This is a genomic window from Streptomyces sp. NPDC024632, assembly GCF_055559175.1.
This window is the reverse complement of record NZ_JBVHLD010000004.1, coordinates 53,070-71,686: the sequence shown is the minus strand read 5'-3', so window position 1 is coordinate 71,686 and position 18,617 is coordinate 53,070. Positions and strand designations below refer to the sequence as shown.

The window sequence follows — 18,617 nt, the reverse complement described above, 5'->3', positions numbered from 1 at the left end:
CTCCGCGCGCCACCGATCGTAGGTTCGGCGACACAGTCGCGCAATAAGCCGGGCAAGTGAAAGAAATTTCCCTAACTCAGCCTGAAAAGAAGTGAGTTCAGTGATGCGTCAGGGGCGTCGGAGGATGGCGGGAGGGGCTGCCGGGGACACCGGGGCGAGGTGAGGCCGGGGCGAGGTGAGGCCGCGGTCGGTCGGCCGCACGGCAGCGCGCCGACCGGGCAGGACGGGATGTCCTGCCCGGTCGGCGGGCTCGCTCGGAGGGAATGCGGCCTGCTCAGAGAAGCCTCGGCCCGCTCAGAGGAAGTAGCGGAGCCAGATGTAGAGCCAGGCGATCACGCAGCTCATGGTCGTCACGATGATGCCGTAACGGGTGAACTGCCAGAACGAGATGCGGTGGCCGCTGCGGGCGGCGATGCCGATCGCCACCACGTTGGCGCTGGCCGCCACCGCCGTGCCGTTGCCGCCGAAGTCCGCGCCGAGGGCGAAGGCCCACCAGATCGCCTGACCGGTGCGCTCGTCGGGCGCCTCGGCGACCAGCCCTTCGACCACCGGGGCCATGGAGGCGACGTACGGGATGTTGTCGAAGAAGGCCCCCAGGATCGCCGAACCGAACAGCAGGGCGGTCGCGGCGCCGAAGAAGTTGCCGTCCACCTGGCCGACCACCCAATCGCCGAACGTACTGATCACCCCGGTGTGCCCCAGACCGGCGACCATCACGAACAGGCCCATGAAGAAGACCAGGGTGGGCCACTCGACCTCGTTGAGCACCTCGGTGACGTCCATCCGGGAGACCAGCAGCATCAGCCCGGCGCCGACCAGCGCCACCACCGACGGGTCGAGGTGCAGCACGGAGTGCAGCGAGAAGGCGACCACCACCAGCGCGAGTACGGCCAGGCAGCGCACCAGCAGCCGTACGTCCGTGATCGCCCGCCGCTCCTGCAACGCCAGGACAGCGTTGACGTGCTCCGGGTTGTACCGGAACGACTTGCGGAACAGCACCCGGGTGAAGAGCACGAAGACCGCGAAGATCACGACGACGATCGGGGCCATGTGCACCAGGAAGTCCGTGAAGGTCAGCCCGGCGCGGCTGCCGATGATGATGTTCGGCGGATCGCCGATCAGGGTTGCGGCGCCGCCGATGTTGGAGGCCAGGATCTCCGCGATCAGGTACGGCTGCGCGGGAATGTGCAGCCGGTTGCAGACCACCACCGTCACCGGGGCGACCAGCATGATCGTGGTGACGTTGTCCAGGAACGGCGACGCGACAGCGGTGATCAGCATCAGCATGACCATCAGCCGGTACGGCCGGCCGCCCGACCGCTTCGCGGACCAGATGGCGAGGTAGTCGAAGAGGCCGGTCTGCTTCAGCACCCCGACGATGATCATCATCCCGAGCAGCAGGAGGATGACCTCCCAGTCGACCCCGGCGTGCTGGGAGAACCACACCTCGGCTCCGGGCGCGAGGCCGAACACCAGCATCACGGCGGCCGCGACCAGTACGACTTTGACCTTGTCGACCTTCTCGGTGGCGATGAAGAAGAACGCCACCGAGAAGATGGATAGCGCGACGACGGCGCTCACCGGTCACCCCCCGACCGGCTCGCGCCGCCGCACAACGGGATCAGCCGTCCCGGCGCCATGAGACGTCCAGCCGGACTCAGCCGTCCCGGCGGGAGCAGACGTCCGGGCGCGATCAGCCGTCCCGGCCCCATGAGACGTCCGGGCGCGATCAGACGTCCGGGTGGGCCACCGCGAATTCGGCGATCACCCGCTCCAGCGTGATCGCCCCGACCAGCACACCGGCGTGGTCGACCACCGCCACCAGCGGGCTGCGCTGCCCGGCCATCAGGGCGGCCACTTCCAGCAGCGTCCCGTCCAGGCCGACCGTGACCACCCGGGCCAGCCCCTGGTGCAGGCAGTCGCCCACGGTCAGGTCGCCGAGTTCGTCCCAGTAGTGATCCGCGTGCGCCTCGTCGATGGCCCGGGCCAACGCCCGGTCCGCCCGGTAGCTGTCGGGCACCGCCATCCGCAGCACCTGCGTGCCCGGCAGCACCGTACGCGGTCGGCCCCTGTCGTCCACCACGATCATGCCGGGCAACCGGCGTAGCGCCATCAACCGGACCGCGTGGGCCACGGAGTCCCGAACGGTCACCGTCGGTACGGTCACGGCGATCTGCTGTGCCTGCATTCCACCAACTCCCCTGGCCTGGACCAACCTTCGGATACGTCCTGATCACGCGAACCCGCCCTGGAGCTCGGCGAGCCGGCGTTCCAGGCTCGCCAGCCGGTCGGCGACCGAGACGCTGTGCAGCACCTCGGCGACCTGGTCGGCCTCGTCGAGGTCCAGTTCGATCTGGTTGACCGGTACGTCCGGATCGCCCGCGCCGTAGCAGAGCAGCGATCGGCGTCCGGACTGATGCACAAGTACGCCGAAGCGCTGCCCTTCACGGGTCGAGAAGTGGTTGACGACGCCGACGCCGAAAACACTGGTGCGGGTGATCTCCACTGAGGGCTCCTTCGGGTCATTCGAGCAAGGGAGGCTGGTCCCCCTCTACGTTTCGGGAATTCGGCCGACCCGGCCATGGGGTCCGACACCCATCTCTGCCCGCGCGGAACATGCAGGTGAAAGGGGTTGTGGATGGGTGAGCGACCCGATGGACAAACGGGCCGCTCCCGAGCGAGGCTGGCACGGTGACCAATTCCGCTGACCGGGCAGCCATCCCCGAGCCCGGCCGCCGAGAGGAGCCCGGGCACCGAGAAGAAGCCGACCGCCGAGGCAAGGACGGGCGCCGGGACGAGCCCGGCCGCAGGGCACCTGCCCAGGCGTTGTTCCGCCGCCTGGTCGTGCTGAACGGCCTGGTCTTCACGATCGGTACGCTCGTGCTCGCGCTCTCACCGGCCACTGTCTCCTCACGGGTACGGCTGGCCGAGATCCCGGTGCTGATCGTCGGACTGGCGCTCATCCTGACGGTGAACGCCCTGCTGTTGCGGGCCAGCCTGGCCCCGCTCGAAGCGCTGACCGCGCTGATGCGCCGGGTGGACCTGCTGCGCGGCGGGGACCGGCTGGCGGACTCCGGCAACGGTGACCTGGCGGACCTGATCGCGACCTTCAACGCGATGCTGGACCGGCTGGGGGCCGAACGCAGCGCCAGTAGCGCGGACGCGCTCGCCGCCCAGGAGGCGGAGCGGCAGCGGATCGCGCGGGAACTGCACGACGAGATCGGGCAGAGTCTCACGGTCGTGCTGCTCGGCCTCAAGCGGGCCGTGGACCGGGCCCCGGACGACCTGCGCGACGACCTGCACGCCGTGCAGGAGACGGTGCGGTCCAGCCTCGACGAGGTGGGACGGGTGGCCCGCAGGCTCCGCCCGGACGTGCTGGAGGATCTCGGGCTGCTCAGCGCGATGAACGCGCTGGCGACGGAATTCTCGCAGGTCAGCGGGGTGCCGGTGGTCCGGCGGGCGAAGCCGGACCTGCCCGCGCTGAGCACGGAGAAGGAACTGGTGATCTACCGGATCGCCCAGGAGAGCCTGACCAACGTGGCCCGGCACGCCCGGGCCGGCCGGGTCGAGCTGTCGCTGCGGCCCGAGGCGGACACGGTCGTGCTGCGGGTCGCCGACGACGGCCTCGGCGAGGTGAGCCGGGAGGGCGCCGGCATCCGGGGAATGCGGGAACGGGCGCTGCTGATCGACGCGCGGCTGTCCATCACCGCCGTGCCCGGCACCGGCACCGAGGTCCGGCTGACCGTTCCCGCCGACGGCCCGATTCCGTCGGCGGCGCAGAGGAAGCGGGGGTAAGCGTGTCCACGACCAAGACCCGGATCATGCTGGCGGACGACCACGCACTGGTCCGGCGGGGCCTGCGACTGATTCTCGACGCCGAGCCCGACATGACGGTGGTCGCCGAGGCCGCCGACGGGGCGGAAGCGGTGGAGATGATCCGCGGGTCCGAGATCGACCTGGCGATTCTGGACATCGCGATGCCGCGGATGACCGGCCTGCAAGCGGCCCGTGAGATCTCCCGGCGAGCCCCCGGTGTACGCATCCTGATGCTCTCGATGCACGACAACGAGCAGTACTTCTTCGAGGCGCTCCGGGCCGGCGCGTCGGGATACGTGCTCAAGTCGGTCGCCGACCGGGATCTGCTGGAGGCGGTCAGGTCGGCGATGCGCGGCGAGCCGTTCCTCTATCCCGGCGCGATCACCGCGCTGATCCGGGACTACCTGCATCGGGCCAGGCAGGGCGAGAAGCTGCCGGAAAGCATCCTGACGCCGCGGGAGGAGGAGGTCACCAAGCTGATCGCCGAGGGGAATTCGGCGAAGGAGATCGCCGAGACGCTGGTGATCAGCGTGAAGACCGTCGACCGGCACCGGGCGAACATCCTCCAGAAGCTCGGCATGCGCGACCGGATCGACCTCACCCGGTACGCGATCCGGGCCGGCCTCGTCGAACCCTGAGGCCCGGGGCCGCGGCTGGGTCCGGCACCGGGCAGGGGTCCGGCGCCGGGTCCGGGTCCGGCGCGCCGCACGCGGCGACATCAGCGACGCTTCCCGATGGCCCCCACGACCTCGCGCTAGGACGAGTCAAGGACGTCGGAAGGACCCGTTTCCCTAGCTTGTGAGCCCGCCGCGCCGGTGGGCGGGGAGTCCCGTCACCCGGCTGATAGGAGCCCACATGAGAAAACCCCTGCCTCGTATCGCCGCCGCGGTGGCGATGGCCGCGGGACTGATCCTGGCCACCACGGGATCCGCCGACGCCGCGCCCGCCTGGTCGTGGCAGACCGGCCACATCTACCGGCTCGAATCGTTGTCGCCGGACGCGGGCAACACCTGCATGCAGGACTCCCGCGAGTTGACCACCTATCACGGGCATCCGGTCGACTGGGTCCGCAACGCTCCGTGCGATCTCTACGACACGTCGTACCGGTGGCAGGTCGTCATCAACGCCAACGGCTGGGCGAACCTGGAGAACGTGGGCAGCAGCAACTGCCTCGACTACTCCCAGGAATACGGATTGCGCGGTTTCCCCTGCTACAACACCAGCTACACCGGGGGATGGCAGGAGTGGCGGCTCGTCACCCGCCAGGCTCACGGCATCACCCAGGTCGTGCTCCAGAACGGGCGGTACCAGGAAGACCACGCCAACATGTGCGCCGATCTCTCCCTCCAGTACGGCCTGCGCGGCTATCCGTGCAATGGAACGTCCCAGGACTCGGGATACCAGGCGTGGCTCGTCTTCGACGTGGCCACCTGAGTCCCCCTGTCGACGAAAGCCCACCGTCGAAGGAAGTCCCCTGTCCAAGGTCGTCGTCCGTCTGGTGACGGACACCGTCCGTACCATCAGCACCTTTTCCCATGAAACGGGGTAACAGATGAGAAAGCCGCTCTCCGGCCGCCGCCTCGCCGCCGCCGCGCTGTCCGCGGTCGCTCTCGCGGGCTGTGGTCTGGCGATGGCGCCTGCCGCCTCCGCCGCCACGGCCCCTGCCGGCGCGCCCGCGGCGCAGGTGAAGCCCGACGCCAACCCGAACTCCTGCATCAGCACGCTCACGCAGTGGGGTTACGCGGCCACCACGACGCGGATCATCATCTGCAACACGACCGCTGTCGCCGCCTTCGTCAACGCGGAGAACGCCTTTGTCGCCTGTGTGCCCGCATTGGCCGCCACGATAAAGGACGTCAATGACAGGAACTATGACGTTCTGACGTCCGCGTGCTTCCTCGCGGCGTATGGCTGAACCTGCACCCCTGCGGGCCACGGGGCGGCGCTAGGATCGGTTCTGATGCCGGGTCAGACGGGGGTCCGGCACTGATCGTGGAGTGCCGGGGGCATGAGATTCGGCGTGCTGGGGCCGTTGCACGCCCAGGTCGCGGGGTGCGAAGTCCGACTCGACGGAGCGCGGCAGGCGAAGATGCTTGCCGCGCTTCTGGTCGACGCGAACAACCTCGTCACCATGGAACAGCTCGTTGCCGTGATGTGGGACGGGAAGGTCCCCGCCACCGCGGTCCGCCAGGTCCAGGACGCCATGTCCGGACTGCGCCGCAACCTGGCCGCGTGCGGGGCGTCGCGTTCCCTGATCAGCACCCGGCGCGGCGGCTACCAGATCCACCTGGAACGGGAGCAGTTGGACCTGCTGGAATTCGACCACCAGCGGCAGCTCGCCGAGCGGCACACCTCACCGTTGGAGACCGCCGTCGCGCTGCGGCGCGCGCTGGCCTGCTGGCGCGGTGACGCCCTGGTCGGCATGGCGAGCCGGGTCCTGGAGCTGGACGCGGCACGGCTGAACGAGAAGCGCGCGGCCACGCACAAGCTCTGCCTGAGCATCGAGGTCGGCCTGGGGCGCCATCGTGAGGTCATCGAGGAACTGACCGCCTTGCTAGGGGTGTTCCCCTTCGACGAGCAGGTCGCCGAGCATTTGATGGTCGCCCTGTACCGGTGCAGGCGGCAGGGCGAGGCGTTACAGGTGTACGAGCGGCTGCGCCGGACGCTCGCGGACGAACTCGGCGTCGATCCCACCCCGCCGCTCCAAGCCCTGCACCAGCGCATTCTGGCCGCCGACCCGTCCCTGGCGGCACCCGCCCCGGCGAGCGGCCCCGCGGCCACCGGACCGGACGGGCCCGGCGCCGCCGCCGAACCGGCCATGGCGCTGCCGGTACGCCAACTTCCCTTAGGCGTGCACGACTTCGTGGGCCGAGCCGACGCGCTGGCGGAAGTCGCACGGCAGTTGGACGTGTCGGCGCCCGACCGGGCCCCGGTGGCCGTCGTCGTGGGCGGTCCCGGTGTCGGCAAATCCTCCCTGGTGACGCACGCCGCGCGGCTGGCCAGCGCCTCCTTTCCCGACGGCCAGCTCTACCTCGACCTCGCCGGAACGTCGGACGCGCCACGGGACCCGGCGCTGATGCTGGCCGAGGCACTGCGCGCCTTCGGGGTCGGCGGCAGCGCGATCCCGACCGGCCTGCCCGAACGGGCCGCGCTCTACCGGTCGTTACTGGCGGACCGCCGGATGCTGGTGGTACTGGACGACGCCGGTCACGCCAGTCAGGTGCTGCCCCTGCTGCCGGGCGCCGACGGCTGCGCGGTGCTCATCACCAGTCGCATGCTGCTGACGCAGCTTCCCGGCGCCCAGCACATCGACCTGGACGTGCTGAGCCTGGCGGAGGCGCGGGAGTTGTTCACCGGCATCGTCGGGCGGCGGCGGGTCGAGCGGGAACCGGCGGAGGCCGACGCGATCCTCGCCTGCTGCGACAACCTGCCGCTGGCGATCCGGATCGCCGGCGCCAAGCTCACCGGCCGCCCGGCCTGGTCGCTGCGGGTGCTGCGGGAACGGATCGAGGACGAGTCCCGCCGACTGGCCGAGCTGAGGATCGGGGACCTCAGCGTGCGAGCCAACGTCGAACTGAGCGTGCGACTGCTCCCGCCCGACGCGGTACGCGCGCTGGGTCTACTGGGGCTGCTCGGCGCGTCCACCCTGCCCGGCTGGGTGGTCGGCCCGCTGCTGGACCGCCGCGACGCCGACGACGTGCTGGACACCCTCGTCGACGCCAGCCTGGTCCGTCTCACCGCCACCGACGCCATCGGCCAGCCGCGCTACCGGCTGCACGACCTGATCAGGACCTGTGCCGTGGAGCTCGCCGCACAGCTGCCGGAGGCGGACAGGCGGGACGCGATGGTCCGCGTGCTGGCCACCTGGCTCGATCTGGCCGGGCGCGCCACCGAGCGGCTGCCCGCAGGGCTGCTGGTCGCCGAACCCGGTTCCGCGCCGCGCCGTTCGCTGCCGGACGCGGTCGTGGACCGGCTGATGGCCGACCCGGTCGCCTGGTTCGACGCCGAACGCGACACCCTGCTCGGCGCGGTCCGGCTGGCCGTGGACTGGGGACTGGACGAATTGGCCTGGGAGTTGGCGGCAGGTCCCGCGACCTACTACGACCACCGGTGCCTCTACCAGGACTGGGAGCACGGGCACCTGCTCGCGTGGGAAGCGGCCGAGGCCGCGGGCAATACGCGCGGTGCGTCGGTGCTGCTGCGCGGCCTTGGCCAACTGAACATCTACCGCGACGAGTTCGACGAGGCGACCCGCGCCCTGGAGTCCTCCGCCGCCCTGTGCCAGAACGGCGAGGACAAGCGCGGCCAGGCGTTGGCGATGGCCATGCTGAGCACGATCAGCCGGGTGCAGGGCCGTTACGACGAAGCCGCCGCCCGTATCGAGCGGGCCCTGTCCATCGCGGTCGGTGAGGGCGACCGCCACCTCGAAGCCCAACTGTCGTGTTCGATGGGCGTGATGCGGCTCATGCAGGACGAACTCGACGAGGCGGAGTCCTGGTTCGGCGAGGCGTTGCGCCAGGCCAGGGCGCTCGACGACGGGCATCGGGTGGCGGTCGTGCTGCGGCGGTTCAGCCGGCTGCACGACCGGCGCGGCGATCCGGACGAGGCGCTGCGCTGCCTGGGGCAGGCGCTGGCCGCCTTCGAGGAACTGGCCGACGAGCGGTGCGCCGCGTACACACTGCTGGAAGTCGGCCGCGTGCACGCCGGCCGGCACGACCGGGACCGGGCAGGCCCGGCGCTGGAGCGCGCGGCCGGAATCTTCCAACGACACGGCGACCGCCACGACGAAGCCGCGTGCTGGCAACTGCTCGGCGACCTGGACGCCGCCGCCGGAGCCCACCACCTGGCACACCGCCACCACGAACGTGCACTGCGGCTGTGGCAGACCATCGGTGACGCGCACCGGACGAAGACCCCGGCGCCCCCGTCGTCACCATGACGACGCCGCGCGGTCCGTCCGTACCGCCACTCAGGGGAATTCCAGGTCACGGGGCCGTGGCCGCCGGGGGCGGCGGGGTCGGGGTGGGTAGTCTCGCGCTGCCCCGGGTGCAGTTCCGCCTGCGCGCCGACCGATGGAGATGACCTATCGCCGAGTCGAAGGCCGCCACCGCGGGGGCCTCCCCCGGAACCCAGCCGCCCGAGGCCGAGCGGCTGCGGACGATGTTGCGCGACCCCGCCTACCGGCGAGCGCTGCTCTTCTGCGCCCTGATCGGCATTCCGGTGTCCGCGCTGGCCTTCTGGTTCCTCGCGGCGCTGCACGAGTTGGAGCAGTTGGTCTGGACGGACTGGCCCAAGGATCTGGGGTGGCCGCACGCACCCTGGTGGTGGCCCTTTCCGGCGTTCGCGCTGGCGGGACTGGTCGTCCCGCTGGTGGCGGGCCGGTTGCCCGGCCGCGGCGGACACGTACCGGCGGCCGGGTTGCACTCAGGTGGGCCAACGAGGGCAGCGATTCCCGGTGTGATCATCGCGGCGCTGTTCAGCCTGCCGCTGGGGGCGGTGCTGGGACCCGAGGCCCCGCTGATCGCGCTCGGCGGTGGGCTGGCCCTGGTCTTCCGTGACCTGGCGCGCGCGCCGGCCTCACCGCGGAGCACCGCCCTGCTCGGTGCCGCCGGTTCCGCGGCGGCGATCTCCGCGATCTTCGGCAACCCGCTGGTGGCGGGCATCTTGCTGATGGAGGTGGCGGGCGTGGGCGGGCCGCAGCTCTTCGCCGTGATGCTGCCGGCCCTGCTGGCCAGCGGCATCGGATCGGTGATCTTCAGCGGGTTCGGCCAGTGGACCGGCTTCAAGACCGGGAGCCTGGCGGTCGGTCTGCCCGCCCCTCCCGTGCTGGACACCGGCGACGTCGTCTGGTCGCTGCTGATGGGACTGGTCATCGGAGCGGCCGTCCACGTACTCGTGGTGGGCGGACGGTACGTGGCGGTCTTCGTGTCCGGCCGACTGCTGCCGCACACGACGCTCTGCGCGCTGGCGGCCGGCGGGTGCGTCGCGCTCTTCGCGGTCAGCACCGGCCGCTCGCCGTCCGAGGCGGCGCTGTCGGGCCAGGCGACGCTGTCGCAGTTGGCCAAGGACCCGCATGCCTGGTCGGTGGGGGCGCTGGTGGCGGTGCTCGTCTTCAAGGGGGCCGCCTACGTCCTGTGCCTGGGGAGCCTGCGCGGCGGCCCGGTCTTCCCGGCCCTCTTCCTGGGCGGAGCCGCGGGCGCGCTGCTCGCCCCGCTGCCGGGGCTCGGCCTGGTACCCGCGATGGCGGCCGGGATGGCGGCGGCGGCCACATCGGCGCTGCGGCTGCCGGTCAGCAGCGTCGTACTGGTCGCGATCATGCTCGGCCACTCCGGCTCCGTGCCGGTCATCGTCCTCGCCTCCGTGATCTCCTTCATGGCCGCCGAACTGTTGCCACAGGGGCCCGTTCTTTCCGGACGACCCGCGTGACCCCGGCGCCGGTCCCGCTCCGGCCCCGGTCCTGCTCCCCCTCCGGCCTTAATCCTGCTCCTGCCCCGGCTCAGCGGACGCGGTGGTCAGGACGCCGCACAGGGGTCCGGTCGGGGACGGGGAATTCGTCTCCGGCGAGCACGAGCGTGCAGGTCGGAGGCTGGGATCGGTGGTGCGGTCGCCCCTCCACGCGGACGGCGAAGGGCCGGGGCGGGTCCTCCGGCAGTTCCCCGGAGAGCGTGAGCCGGTCGGCGTTCCCGTCCTCCCGGTGGCCCACTTCCCGCCCGTCGACGAGGAGTTCGACCTCTCGGTGGTGTCCGCCGCTGACGTCCACGCTGATCGAGTGTCCGGCGTGTTCGATGTGGAAGTGGTGGAGCTGGTTCATAGCGGCCTCGTTCAGGCGCTGGAAAGTGATCGGGGGGCGAGACGCCCGATCCGTCGGCGGACCTCTTCGCCCGCGGGTCGCGCTCGGCGGCGAGAGCGCCTTTCCATCAGATCACGGTCGGGACGTCGCCGCGCGGCGGCCGTGGCCAACGGACGCATCACCGCACGCGCGGCCCCGGCCCCGCGTGACGCGGGACGCGGGACCGTGCGGAGAACCATGGCCCGGCTCAGCGGAATCCGCCTGCTCCACCGCCGCTACGCGGGCGAGGCGACCCGCTCCCCCACCGGCTCGGCCTTCCCGTTCCTGACTCGCCCCAGCAGCCCCGCCGCCTCCGGCACCCGCTGGAGCGCCCCCAGCAGCAGCACCCACAGGTCGTGCAGCCGCTCCTCGATCTGGTCGCGGCCGTCCAGCGCGTCGGAGACGGTGTGGAGGCCGAAGAAGGCGTAGACGACACCGGGGGCCGCGACCGCCGGGGCGACACCGTCGGCCAGTTCCCCACGGCGGCCTGCCTCCTCCAGCAACGCGGTCACCGTCTCGATCCAGGGACTGAACGGGGTCGGCAGCCTCGCGTCGATCGCCTTGCGCTCCATCCACAGCCGGGACCCGGCGCGCACGACGACATCGTCGCGGAAGGCGCGCGCCACGGTGAAGCTGAGCGCGACGAGTTTCTCCAGCGCGGGCGCGTCGGCCGTCCGGGCGCGGTCGACCAGTTCCGGCCAGGTCGCGAAGTGCGCCTCGACGACGGCCAGCGCGAGTTTCTCCTTGTTGGCGAAATGAAAGTAGATCGCTCCGCTGGTGCGGCCGGACAGCGCGCTGATGTCGCTGATACTCGTCCCCGCATAACCACGTTCGTCGAACAGACGCGCCGCGGCCTCCAGCAGAAACCGCCGTGTCGTCTCCGCCCGCTCCTGCACGTTCACTCCGCCTGCCGCGCCGTCACCAACAGCAGGCAATCTACTACCTCCGCGCAACATCCACGAAGCAATGCGCGTGCAAATCCCCAGGGCGTGAGTTCTCCTTATGGTATGAATTCTCCGACAGGGGTCGGCGGTCGTGCCCGTCCGCTGACCTGGTCCCGGACGGTCCCCCGCGAGACAGTGCACCGCGCGTCCGTCGCCGAGGTTCTCCTGACCGACGTACGGCCGACGGCGGACGACGCGTTCGAGGCCGCCGCCGCCTGGCCCCGATCGCATACGACCTTCCCCCTCGACGGGACCGACCGGCACAGCCCGCTGGTCCTGGTGGAGACCCTGCGGCAACTCGGCATCTACATACCCCTGCGCTGGTACGGGGTCCCGCCCACCAGCCACCTGCTCATCACCGACCTGTCGTTCGACCTGCGGCCCGGACGCGCGCCGCGGGCGGGCCACGGCTGCACCGAGGTGACGTGCCGGATCGCGGTCGGCGGTCGCCGCCAGGGGGCGGACGGCGTCACCACCGGCCTGCGGCTCGACGTCACCTACCTCGCCGACGGCCGAGCGTTCGCGCAGGCCAACGGGGGTGCCCGTTTCCTGAGCGCTCACGGATACGCGGCGCTGCGCGCCGAACGCCTCACGGCACGCCAGCCGACGCCGACGGCCGACGGGCGCCCCGCGCCCGCCGCGCTGGCCGTCGCCCACCTCAGAGATGTGCTGATCACCCACCGCGCCGGCACGGTCGAGATCGACCCGGCCGACCCCTGCCACCCGTTCTTCTTCGACCACCCGACCGACCACGTCCCCGGCATGGTGCTCCTGGAGGCGGCGCGGCAGGCAGCCGCCGAGGTCAGCGGCGGCGTACTACTCCATCCGACGTGCGGCCGTCTGGTGGCGGCGCGGTTCGCCGAGTTCACGCCGCGGGCCAGCGTGGAGTGCGTCCCGCACCACCGGACCTGCGTCTTCCGCATCCACAACGGCGCCGAGCGCGCCGCTTTCGGCGTACTCGGATACGGCGACTCGGGTGATTACGCAGAGGACTCACTTGACTACGTTGGGTTGACATCCATAACGTAACGATCGATATGTTCTTGGCGGTCTCCCAGACGGCCCTTTTACGGGGCCGCGTCCGCCGAGGGCCCGCGCCCGTCTGCTTTCACCGGTATGCCGACCCCGCCGCGAGGAATGCGACGTCGCATCGCCGGCACATTCAGGCATTCCTGAAAAGGAAATCCCCGATGAACTCTCATCCCATTCTTTCGTGGACACCCGCGGCCATCGTCTTCGACTGCGACGGCACACTCATGGACACCGAACGCCATTGGCAGCAGGCCCGCGAACTGGCCATGAACGATGTCGGGGTCGCCCCCGCCGAGGGCTTCGCCGAACGGGCGAAGGGCCTGCACTTCACCGAGTGCGGTCAGCTCATGGCCGACGAAGCAGGCCGCCCCGAGCTCGGCGTCCAGCTCACCTCCGGCCTGCTGCACCACTTCCGCGCGCTGGTGGCCCGCGAACCGCAGACCATGCGCGGCGCGCGGGAGCTGGTGGAGACGGCCGCCAAGTTCGCCCCGCTCGCGGTCGCCAGCAACTGCCCCCTGGACGTCGTGGAGACCTGCCTCGACCACGCCGGGCTCCGGGACCACTTCGACCACATCGTGGTCGCCGACGAGGACAACCGGCCCAAGCCCCACCCGGACGTCTACCTGACCGCGGCCCGGCTCTGCGGCGCCGCGCCGGGCGACACACTGGCGGTCGAGGACTCCGCCTGCGGGGTGGAGGCGGCCGTACGCGGCGGCCTGCGCGTCGTCGGCGTCGGCCCCTGGCCGGGCGAGGACATCGCGGCGCGGGTCGACCTGTGGGTCGCGACGCTCGACGAGCCGGGCATCTTCGAGTGGGCGACGCGCCGGATGGCCCAGCGGCTGCCGGTCTGATCCGACCCGCCGCGGACCGGCGGGTCTCCCGCCCCGTGTCCTCCGGACGGACCGGCCCACTCCCCCGCTGCCCCGTCCGCCCGCGGGTCACCCGCCGGGTCCGCCGGTCGTCCGTCAGCCGCGTGGCCGGTCAGGCACTCTGTTCCTCCGGTACGTCCCCCGCCGCCGCGAGCAGCGGGCCCAGCCGGGAGACGGTTCCGCGCGCGGAGGAGAACAGCAGCGCGATCCCCACCGCGCCCGGGTCCGGGACGCCGGCCGCCCGGTCGCCGAGGTAGCTCGCGCGGCCGCGCCTGGCCGTCAGCCGGGCGGTGTTGCCGACGCCTTCCCACGCGGCCCGCGCCGCGTGGGCCACGGCGGTGGCCGGGTCGGTCCCCGGCGGCTGCGCCGTCAGCGCGTCGGAGGCCGGGGCGAGCGCGTCGACCAGGGTCTTGTCGCCAACGGTCGCCTCTCCGACCCGCTGAATGGCCGCGAGGCCGTTGCCGACACCGGCGGCCAGCGCTCCGGCGTCGGGTCCCCCCTCGCTCACCGCGAGCGCCGCCGCCATCTCATGGAACAGCAGGCCGAACAGGGGCCCGCTGGTGCCGCCGACCTCATCGAGGAAAGCGGCCGCGGCGGCGTCCAGCGGGCCGGCGCAGCTCGCCTCGGGGGGCCTGACCCGCTCCGGTGCGCCGTTCGAGGCGGCCTTCCACGCCTCCGGGCCGATCGGGTCGTCGAGACGTCGCAGCGTCGCCCGGAGGCCCGCGACGAGGTTCGCGCCGAAGTCACCGTCGCCGACCTGCTGGTCCAGTGCGGTCAGTTCGGGCTCGGTGGCCTCCGCGGAGGCGGCGAACCGGCGTATCCAGGCATCGGTGAACGCGGTGCGGGACGGTGCGGCCATGACTGCCTCCGGGGAACTCGTGAGTCGCGGGGTTCCTATACGACCGGTGCGGTCGCGGGCCAGGCGGGGGTGTGGGCGGGCGCGTCGTAGTAGGCGAGGGTGTCCGCGTCGGCCACCAGCAACGTCAGCGAGAAGCCGCGCATGTCCAGGGCCGTGACGAAGTCGCCGACCAGCGTGCGCTCGACGGCCGCGCCGCGCCCGTCGAGCACCTTGGTGACCTCGTGCAGGACGGCGTACAGCTCCATCCTGGTGATGCCGCCGAGGCCGTTGACCAGCACGATCACCGACGTGCCGGGGACCAGGCCCAGGGGGTCGGCCAGCGTGCCGACCATGTCCGCGGCCAGGTCGCGCAACGGGCGTTCGCGCAGCGTGCGACGGGCCCGTTCACCATGGATGCCGACGCCGTACTCGAGACCGCCGGCCGGCAGGTCGAAGGCGGGCAGGCCGGTGGCGGGAGCGGTGTGGGCGGCGGAGGCCACGGCCATGCTGCGGCAGCGGCCCACCACGTCCACGCCCAGGGCGGCCAGGTCCTTCAGGCCCATCCCGGTGTCCGCCGCCGCGCCGAGGATCTTCTCGACCAGCACCGTCGCGCCGGTGCCCCGGCGGCCGTTCACGACCTCCGCGGAGTCCGAGGCGGCGTCGTCGTCGATCAGGACCCGCGCGCAGTCGACGCCCTCACGAGCGAGCCGTTCGGCGGCGATACCGAAGTTGATCTTGTCGCCGGTGTAGTTCTTCACCAGGTGCAGCACACCGTTCTCCCGCGCCACGGCGAGCGAGGCGGCGAAGATCTGGCGGTTGTGCGGCGAGGCGAAGACGCGGCCGGGACAGGCGGCGTCCAGCATGCCCGCGCCCACATAGCCGATGTGCAGCGGCTCGTGCCCCGAGCCGCCACCGGACACCAGGCCCACGCGTCGCGCGGGCGACGGGGTCAGCGCCCGTACGAAGCCGTTCGCTTCGTCCCAGGCGACGCTGTCGGCGTGCGCCCGTTCGAAACCGGCCAGGGAGTCCACGACGAGGTCGTCGATCTCGTTCGCGAAGTAAAGGCCCATGGTGCACCAGACCTTTCCGGAGAACGCGGTCGGTCTCCTGCGTAATCATGCTGTTCGGTATCACCCGAAACGGCAACTTTCCGCCCACGTACGAGTGGCTGTCGCAGAAGTACCGGACGTACGAGCGGGCGGTCGGGTATAAGGCGTGCCGCGTGGCCGCCGGAGGTTATCTCCCTCTCGGGACACGCAGAATCTATGTCGGCCGGAGTAGACATTCGGCGGTGACGTGGTTATGGTTTCTCTCGTAGCCGAGATCAGCAAGGCCCGGCAGACACGAACTGCCGGGCAGCAGTACGCGAAGTGCAGGACGCAGGACGGTGCGGTGGTGGAGTTCCAGAGCCGGGGTTGTTGCCAGACGGGCGATGGGACTGACCGCCGGACCGGGTGGCCCGAGGTGATCAGGGGCCGCCACGAGCAGTACCGCAGTGCCAAGAGATGATTCAGAGGGTTGATCCCGAGGGAAGAACGGAGGAGCCGAGCGCCATCAGGATCGCCCGGGCGGATTTTCGGGCCCGGGTACCGCAGGACATCGATAGTGAGGTGGTCTCCGGTCAAGCAACCGCGATCCCCGCATCAGCCGCCAACCCCCTCCCGGTGGCGATGCGGACACAGAGAGCCGGCGCAGTACGTAAGCCGGTAGATGGTGTAGCAGTTCCTTCGGGGCCTTGGTGCCGTTCGGCACCAAGGCCCCTCAAGCGCGTTCCACAGAGAGGCGAGATGACAGCAGACGACTCGTTCGGCCGACTCGACGACGACGACTACCCCGCGTACACCATGGGCCGAGCAGCCGAGATACTCGGTACCACCCAAGGCTTCCTCCGCGCGATCGGCGAAGCCCGCCTGATCACCCCGCTGCGTTCCGCGGGCGGACACCGCCGCTACTCCCGCTACCAACTGCGCATCGCCGCGCGCGCCCGCGAGCTCGTCGACCAGGGCACCCCCGTCGAGGCGGCGTGCCGCATCGTCATCCTCGAGGACCAGCTCGCGGAGGCCCAGCGCATCAACGAGGAGCTGAGTTCCTCCGAGCCCCGCGACCGGGCCACCGGCTGAACGACTCCCGACCTCAGCGACTCCCTACCTGAACGACTCGCTGCCTGAACGACTCCGACGCGCCGTGGCCCGGCATTCCGCGTGCTCCCGGCGGAGGCCCGAGCCGTGTCCTCGCCGCTCCCGGCGGGAGCCGCTTGTTGGGGACGGGCCTGGGTGGCAGGGTTGTGGGGACCGTCGTCCCGGCCGCCGCGGAGTGGCCGGGTGGGGTGGTCGCGCTGGTGTCGTTCCCTCGGGCGTGTGCCCTGTGGTCCCCGGTGGCATGTGCTGGTCGATGTGCGCGACCTCGTGGTCCCGCGCTGTGAGGGGATTGAGTCATGGCGGAAGAGACTGATGCCGGCAGGGTGCGTTCCGGTCCGAAGCGGTGGGCATGACCGCGCACGGTCTGGCGCGCGCACTGGCCGGGTTGCTGGAGGCCAGCCATACGGCGCCGTTCGAGCGGTTGCCGCGTCTGCTGGACACCGCGGCCAAGCAGGCCGGCGCGGGCGGGGCCCGGCTCTTCGTGGCGGATCTCCAGGAGGAGGTACTGCGCGAGGTGACCGGGACCGGCCTGAACGCCGGCGAGGGCGGCGAGGAGCACCGGATCGAGGGCACCTTGCCCGGTCGCGCCTACCAGATCACACAGGTCACCGCCCCGGCGTCCGGCGGGGCGTGCTGGATGCCGGTGCGGGACGGCACGGAACGTCTGGGCGTCCTGCACGTCGAGCCCGGCCCCGACGACACGGGCACGCCCGACGGTGAGGTGGCGCTGGCGCTGGCGTCGATGGCCGGACTGCTGCTGGTCTCCAAGCGGGCCAACAGCGACTCCCACGCCCGGCTGACCCGCACCCGGCCGATGGGCGTGCCCGCCGAACTCCAATGGGCGCTGATGCCGCCACGGACCTTCTCCGACCAGCGGGCCACGGTCAGCGCCTTCATGGAACCGGCCTACGAGGTGGCCGGGGACGCCTTCGAGTACGCGCTGGCGGACGACATCCTGCACCTGGCGATCTTCGACGCCATGGGGCACGACACCTCCGCCGGACTGACCGCCGCTCTGGCGATGTCCACCTGCCGCAGCCACCGCCGCGCCGGCGCCACCATTCCCGACGCCAGCAGAGCCATCGAAGACACGCTGGTCGGGCAGTTCGGACACACCCGGTACGCCACCGGCGTCCTGGCGGACCTGGAACTGGACACCGGCAAGTTCAGCTGGGTCAACCGGGGCCACCTGCTGCCGGTACTGATCCGCGGGGGCCGGTGGTCCAGCACCCTGTACTGCCCTCCGGCCGGGCCGATGGGCAGCGGATTCAACCTGCCGGTCGAGCAGCGCACCGAGCAGTTGGAGCCCGGAGACCGGCTGCTGCTGTTCACCGACGGCATCACCGAGGCCCGCGACAGCGACGGCCGGGAATTCGGTGTGGAGCGTTTCACCGACTTCATCACCCGCCACCACGCGGACAACCTTCCCGTCGACGAGACGCTGCGCCGCCTGATGCGCACCGTCATGGAGTACCACCACGGACGCCTCGAGGACGACGCCACCGTCCTGTTCTGCGAATGGCACGGCCCGGACGGCGCGACGGGGGGTCAGGCGGCTCGGGCGAGTTCTGCGCGGCCGAACAGCAGGGCGTAGCCGGCGGGGAGTTCGCTGATGGTGCGGGTGAGCAGGTCGCCGGGCAGGAGGGCGGCGACGGTGCTCAGGACGGCGCCGGTGTCCCAGCGGGCGACGGCGGGGGTGACGCCGGTGCGGGCCGCGATGTCCTGGACGAAGCTCCAGCCGGTGCGGGGCTGCGCGGTGGGCGCCTGGGCGGTGAGGACGTCAGCGGCCTGACGGGGCAGATGGGCGGCGAGCGCGGTGCGCAGGTCGTCGCCGAGCTGGCTTCCCAGGGCCGCGAGCACGGCGTGGACGGCCTGCTCTGCGCGTTCGCGGGTGGGGTAGGCGCCGTCGTAACGGACGGTTTCCAGCATCTGGTCGTAGGTGAGCGCCGACGCGGTCCGGCGCTGTTCGGACTGGGCGTGCATGGCTGCGGCGGTGGCCTTCCGTTTCGGGCGGCGGGCGGGCCCGGGGAGGGGGGGCGGCCACCGAGGGGGGGGGCGGGGGGGCGTCGGGGGCTTTGTCACCTAAAGGACCGGGACCACGGGGAGGAAAGGCTGGGTGGTCACCAGGGGAAACACCACCACAGGCGCGGG

18 protein-coding genes are annotated in these 18,617 nt (G+C 71.4%); 10 read left to right on the top strand and 8 right to left on the bottom strand.

The genetic code is table 11. The annotated features are described in order from the left end of the window. Positions 1 to 294: 294 nt before the first annotated feature. From ACZ37P_RS10060 to ACZ37P_RS10050, 3 genes are all read right to left on the bottom strand, one after another. Positions 295 to 1,581 carry an ArsB/NhaD family transporter gene (locus ACZ37P_RS10060; RefSeq protein ID WP_467345930.1) on the bottom strand — a complete coding sequence of 429 codons (1,287 nt, stop codon included), beginning with the start codon at positions 1,579 to 1,581 and terminating at the stop codon, positions 295 to 297. Positions 1,582 to 1,729: 148 nt separating this feature from the next. Beyond that, on the bottom strand, positions 1,730 to 2,188 hold the full coding sequence (locus tag ACZ37P_RS10055; RefSeq protein ID WP_355342569.1) for a CBS domain-containing protein: 459 nt from the start codon (positions 2,186 to 2,188) through the stop codon (positions 1,730 to 1,732). A gap of 45 nt (positions 2,189 to 2,233) precedes the next feature. Continuing rightward, complete coding sequence (locus tag ACZ37P_RS10050) at positions 2,234 to 2,506, bottom strand: cation:proton antiporter regulatory subunit (protein ID WP_188280217.1); 273 nt, start codon at positions 2,504 to 2,506, stop codon at positions 2,234 to 2,236. Positions 2,507 to 2,826: 320 nt separating this feature from the next. Between ACZ37P_RS10050 and ACZ37P_RS10045 the strand changes: the two genes are divergently transcribed. From ACZ37P_RS10045 to ACZ37P_RS10020, 6 genes are all read left to right on the top strand, one after another. Continuing rightward, on the top strand, positions 2,827 to 3,795 hold the full coding sequence (locus ACZ37P_RS10045) for a HAMP domain-containing sensor histidine kinase (RefSeq protein WP_467346211.1): 969 nt from the start codon (positions 2,827 to 2,829) through the stop codon (positions 3,793 to 3,795). A 26-nt stretch (positions 3,796 to 3,821) separates the two neighbouring features. Beyond that, on the top strand, positions 3,822 to 4,454 hold the full coding sequence (locus ACZ37P_RS10040) for a response regulator (RefSeq protein WP_188280250.1): 633 nt from the start codon (positions 3,822 to 3,824) through the stop codon (positions 4,452 to 4,454). A 217-nt stretch (positions 4,455 to 4,671) separates the two neighbouring features. After that, positions 4,672 to 5,250, top strand: a complete 579-nt coding sequence (locus ACZ37P_RS10035; protein WP_467345928.1) for a hypothetical protein — start codon at positions 4,672 to 4,674, stop codon at positions 5,248 to 5,250. 118 nt (positions 5,251 to 5,368) lie between these two features. Beyond that, positions 5,369 to 5,731, top strand: coding sequence for a hypothetical protein (locus ACZ37P_RS10030; protein ID WP_355342575.1), 363 nt, complete (start codon positions 5,369 to 5,371; stop codon positions 5,729 to 5,731). A gap of 93 nt (positions 5,732 to 5,824) precedes the next feature. Next, on the top strand, positions 5,825 to 8,755 hold the full coding sequence (locus tag ACZ37P_RS10025) for an AfsR/SARP family transcriptional regulator (protein WP_467345927.1): 2,931 nt from the start codon (positions 5,825 to 5,827) through the stop codon (positions 8,753 to 8,755). A gap of 221 nt (positions 8,756 to 8,976) precedes the next feature. Next, entirely contained in the window at positions 8,977 to 10,242 is a 1,266-nt protein-coding gene (locus tag ACZ37P_RS10020) for a chloride channel protein (protein ID WP_355342581.1), read from the top strand. Between the two features lie 70 nt (positions 10,243 to 10,312). On the opposite strand, the gene ACZ37P_RS10015 is transcribed toward ACZ37P_RS10020, so the two are convergent. Together ACZ37P_RS10015 and ACZ37P_RS10010 are read right to left on the bottom strand one after the other, a co-directional pair. Further along, on the bottom strand, positions 10,313 to 10,627 hold the full coding sequence (locus ACZ37P_RS10015; protein ID WP_401308727.1) for a hypothetical protein: 315 nt from the start codon (positions 10,625 to 10,627) through the stop codon (positions 10,313 to 10,315). A gap of 254 nt (positions 10,628 to 10,881) precedes the next feature. Next, the gene (locus tag ACZ37P_RS10010; RefSeq protein ID WP_355342587.1) at positions 10,882 to 11,541 is read right to left on the bottom strand and encodes a ScbR family autoregulator-binding transcription factor; all 660 of its coding nucleotides are present in this window, start codon (positions 11,539 to 11,541) and stop codon (positions 10,882 to 10,884) included. A gap of 111 nt (positions 11,542 to 11,652) precedes the next feature. On the opposite strand from ACZ37P_RS10010, the gene ACZ37P_RS10005 reads away from it, so the two are divergent. Both ACZ37P_RS10005 and ACZ37P_RS10000 read left to right on the top strand, forming a co-directional pair. Continuing rightward, positions 11,653 to 12,618, top strand: coding sequence for a ScbA/BarX family gamma-butyrolactone biosynthesis protein (locus ACZ37P_RS10005; RefSeq protein ID WP_467345925.1), 966 nt, complete (start codon positions 11,653 to 11,655; stop codon positions 12,616 to 12,618). A 161-nt stretch (positions 12,619 to 12,779) separates the two neighbouring features. Then, positions 12,780 to 13,472 (top strand): HAD family hydrolase, encoded by a 693-nt coding sequence (locus ACZ37P_RS10000; RefSeq protein ID WP_355342593.1) that lies wholly within the window; start codon positions 12,780 to 12,782, stop codon positions 13,470 to 13,472. 130 nt (positions 13,473 to 13,602) lie between these two features. Here the strand turns inward: ACZ37P_RS10000 and ACZ37P_RS09995 are convergent, their stop codons facing one another. Both ACZ37P_RS09995 and ACZ37P_RS09990 read right to left on the bottom strand, forming a co-directional pair. After that, positions 13,603 to 14,349 (bottom strand): DAK2 domain-containing protein, encoded by a 747-nt coding sequence (locus ACZ37P_RS09995; RefSeq protein WP_355342596.1) that lies wholly within the window; start codon positions 14,347 to 14,349, stop codon positions 13,603 to 13,605. A 35-nt stretch (positions 14,350 to 14,384) separates the two neighbouring features. Continuing rightward, a complete protein-coding gene (locus ACZ37P_RS09990; RefSeq protein WP_355342599.1) occupies positions 14,385 to 15,398 on the bottom strand; it encodes a dihydroxyacetone kinase subunit DhaK in 1,014 nt (337 codons plus the stop codon). A 717-nt stretch (positions 15,399 to 16,115) separates the two neighbouring features. On the opposite strand from ACZ37P_RS09990, the gene ACZ37P_RS09985 reads away from it, so the two are divergent. Together ACZ37P_RS09985 and ACZ37P_RS09980 are read left to right on the top strand one after the other, a co-directional pair. Then, positions 16,116 to 16,448, top strand: coding sequence for a MerR family transcriptional regulator (locus tag ACZ37P_RS09985; RefSeq protein ID WP_355342602.1), 333 nt, complete (start codon positions 16,116 to 16,118; stop codon positions 16,446 to 16,448). A gap of 367 nt (positions 16,449 to 16,815) precedes the next feature. Next, a complete protein-coding gene (locus ACZ37P_RS09980) occupies positions 16,816 to 18,060 on the top strand; it encodes a PP2C family protein-serine/threonine phosphatase (protein ID WP_391046133.1) in 1,245 nt (414 codons plus the stop codon). On the opposite strand, the gene ACZ37P_RS09975 is transcribed toward ACZ37P_RS09980, so the two are convergent. Beyond that, positions 18,015 to 18,449 (bottom strand): DUF2267 domain-containing protein, encoded by a 435-nt coding sequence (locus tag ACZ37P_RS09975; protein WP_467345922.1) that lies wholly within the window; start codon positions 18,447 to 18,449, stop codon positions 18,015 to 18,017. The genes ACZ37P_RS09980 and ACZ37P_RS09975 overlap by 46 nt on opposite strands. Positions 18,450 to 18,617: the final 168 nt, after the last annotated feature.

Excerpts from the sequence above, each read along its gene's own strand:
- ACZ37P_RS10055 (WP_355342569.1), bottom strand. The coding sequence starts at position 2,188 with ATGCAGGCACAGCAGATCGCCGTGACCGTACCGACGGTGACCGTTCGG.
- ACZ37P_RS10040 (WP_188280250.1), top strand. The coding sequence starts at position 3,822 with ATGCTGGCGGACGACCACGCACTGGTCCGGCGGGGCCTGCGACTGATT.
- ACZ37P_RS10035 (WP_467345928.1), top strand. The coding sequence starts at position 4,672 with ATGAGAAAACCCCTGCCTCGTATCGCCGCCGCGGTGGCGATGGCCGCG.
- ACZ37P_RS10030 (WP_355342575.1), top strand. The coding sequence starts at position 5,369 with ATGAGAAAGCCGCTCTCCGGCCGCCGCCTCGCCGCCGCCGCGCTGTCC.
- ACZ37P_RS10025 (WP_467345927.1), top strand. The coding sequence starts at position 5,825 with ATGAGATTCGGCGTGCTGGGGCCGTTGCACGCCCAGGTCGCGGGGTGC.
- ACZ37P_RS10020 (WP_355342581.1), top strand. The coding sequence starts at position 8,977 with ATGTTGCGCGACCCCGCCTACCGGCGAGCGCTGCTCTTCTGCGCCCTG.
- ACZ37P_RS10015 (WP_401308727.1), bottom strand. The coding sequence starts at position 10,627 with ATGAACCAGCTCCACCACTTCCACATCGAACACGCCGGACACTCGATC.
- ACZ37P_RS10005 (WP_467345925.1), top strand. The coding sequence starts at position 11,653 with ATGAATTCTCCGACAGGGGTCGGCGGTCGTGCCCGTCCGCTGACCTGG.
- ACZ37P_RS10000 (WP_355342593.1), top strand. The coding sequence starts at position 12,780 with ATGAACTCTCATCCCATTCTTTCGTGGACACCCGCGGCCATCGTCTTC.
- ACZ37P_RS09995 (WP_355342596.1), bottom strand. The coding sequence starts at position 14,349 with ATGGCCGCACCGTCCCGCACCGCGTTCACCGATGCCTGGATACGCCGG.
- ACZ37P_RS09990 (WP_355342599.1), bottom strand. The coding sequence starts at position 15,398 with ATGGGCCTTTACTTCGCGAACGAGATCGACGACCTCGTCGTGGACTCC.
- ACZ37P_RS09985 (WP_355342602.1), top strand. The coding sequence starts at position 16,116 with ATGACAGCAGACGACTCGTTCGGCCGACTCGACGACGACGACTACCCC.
- ACZ37P_RS09980 (WP_391046133.1), top strand. The coding sequence starts at position 16,816 with ATGACCGCGCACGGTCTGGCGCGCGCACTGGCCGGGTTGCTGGAGGCC.
- ACZ37P_RS09975 (WP_467345922.1), bottom strand. The coding sequence starts at position 18,449 with ATGCACGCCCAGTCCGAACAGCGCCGGACCGCGTCGGCGCTCACCTAC.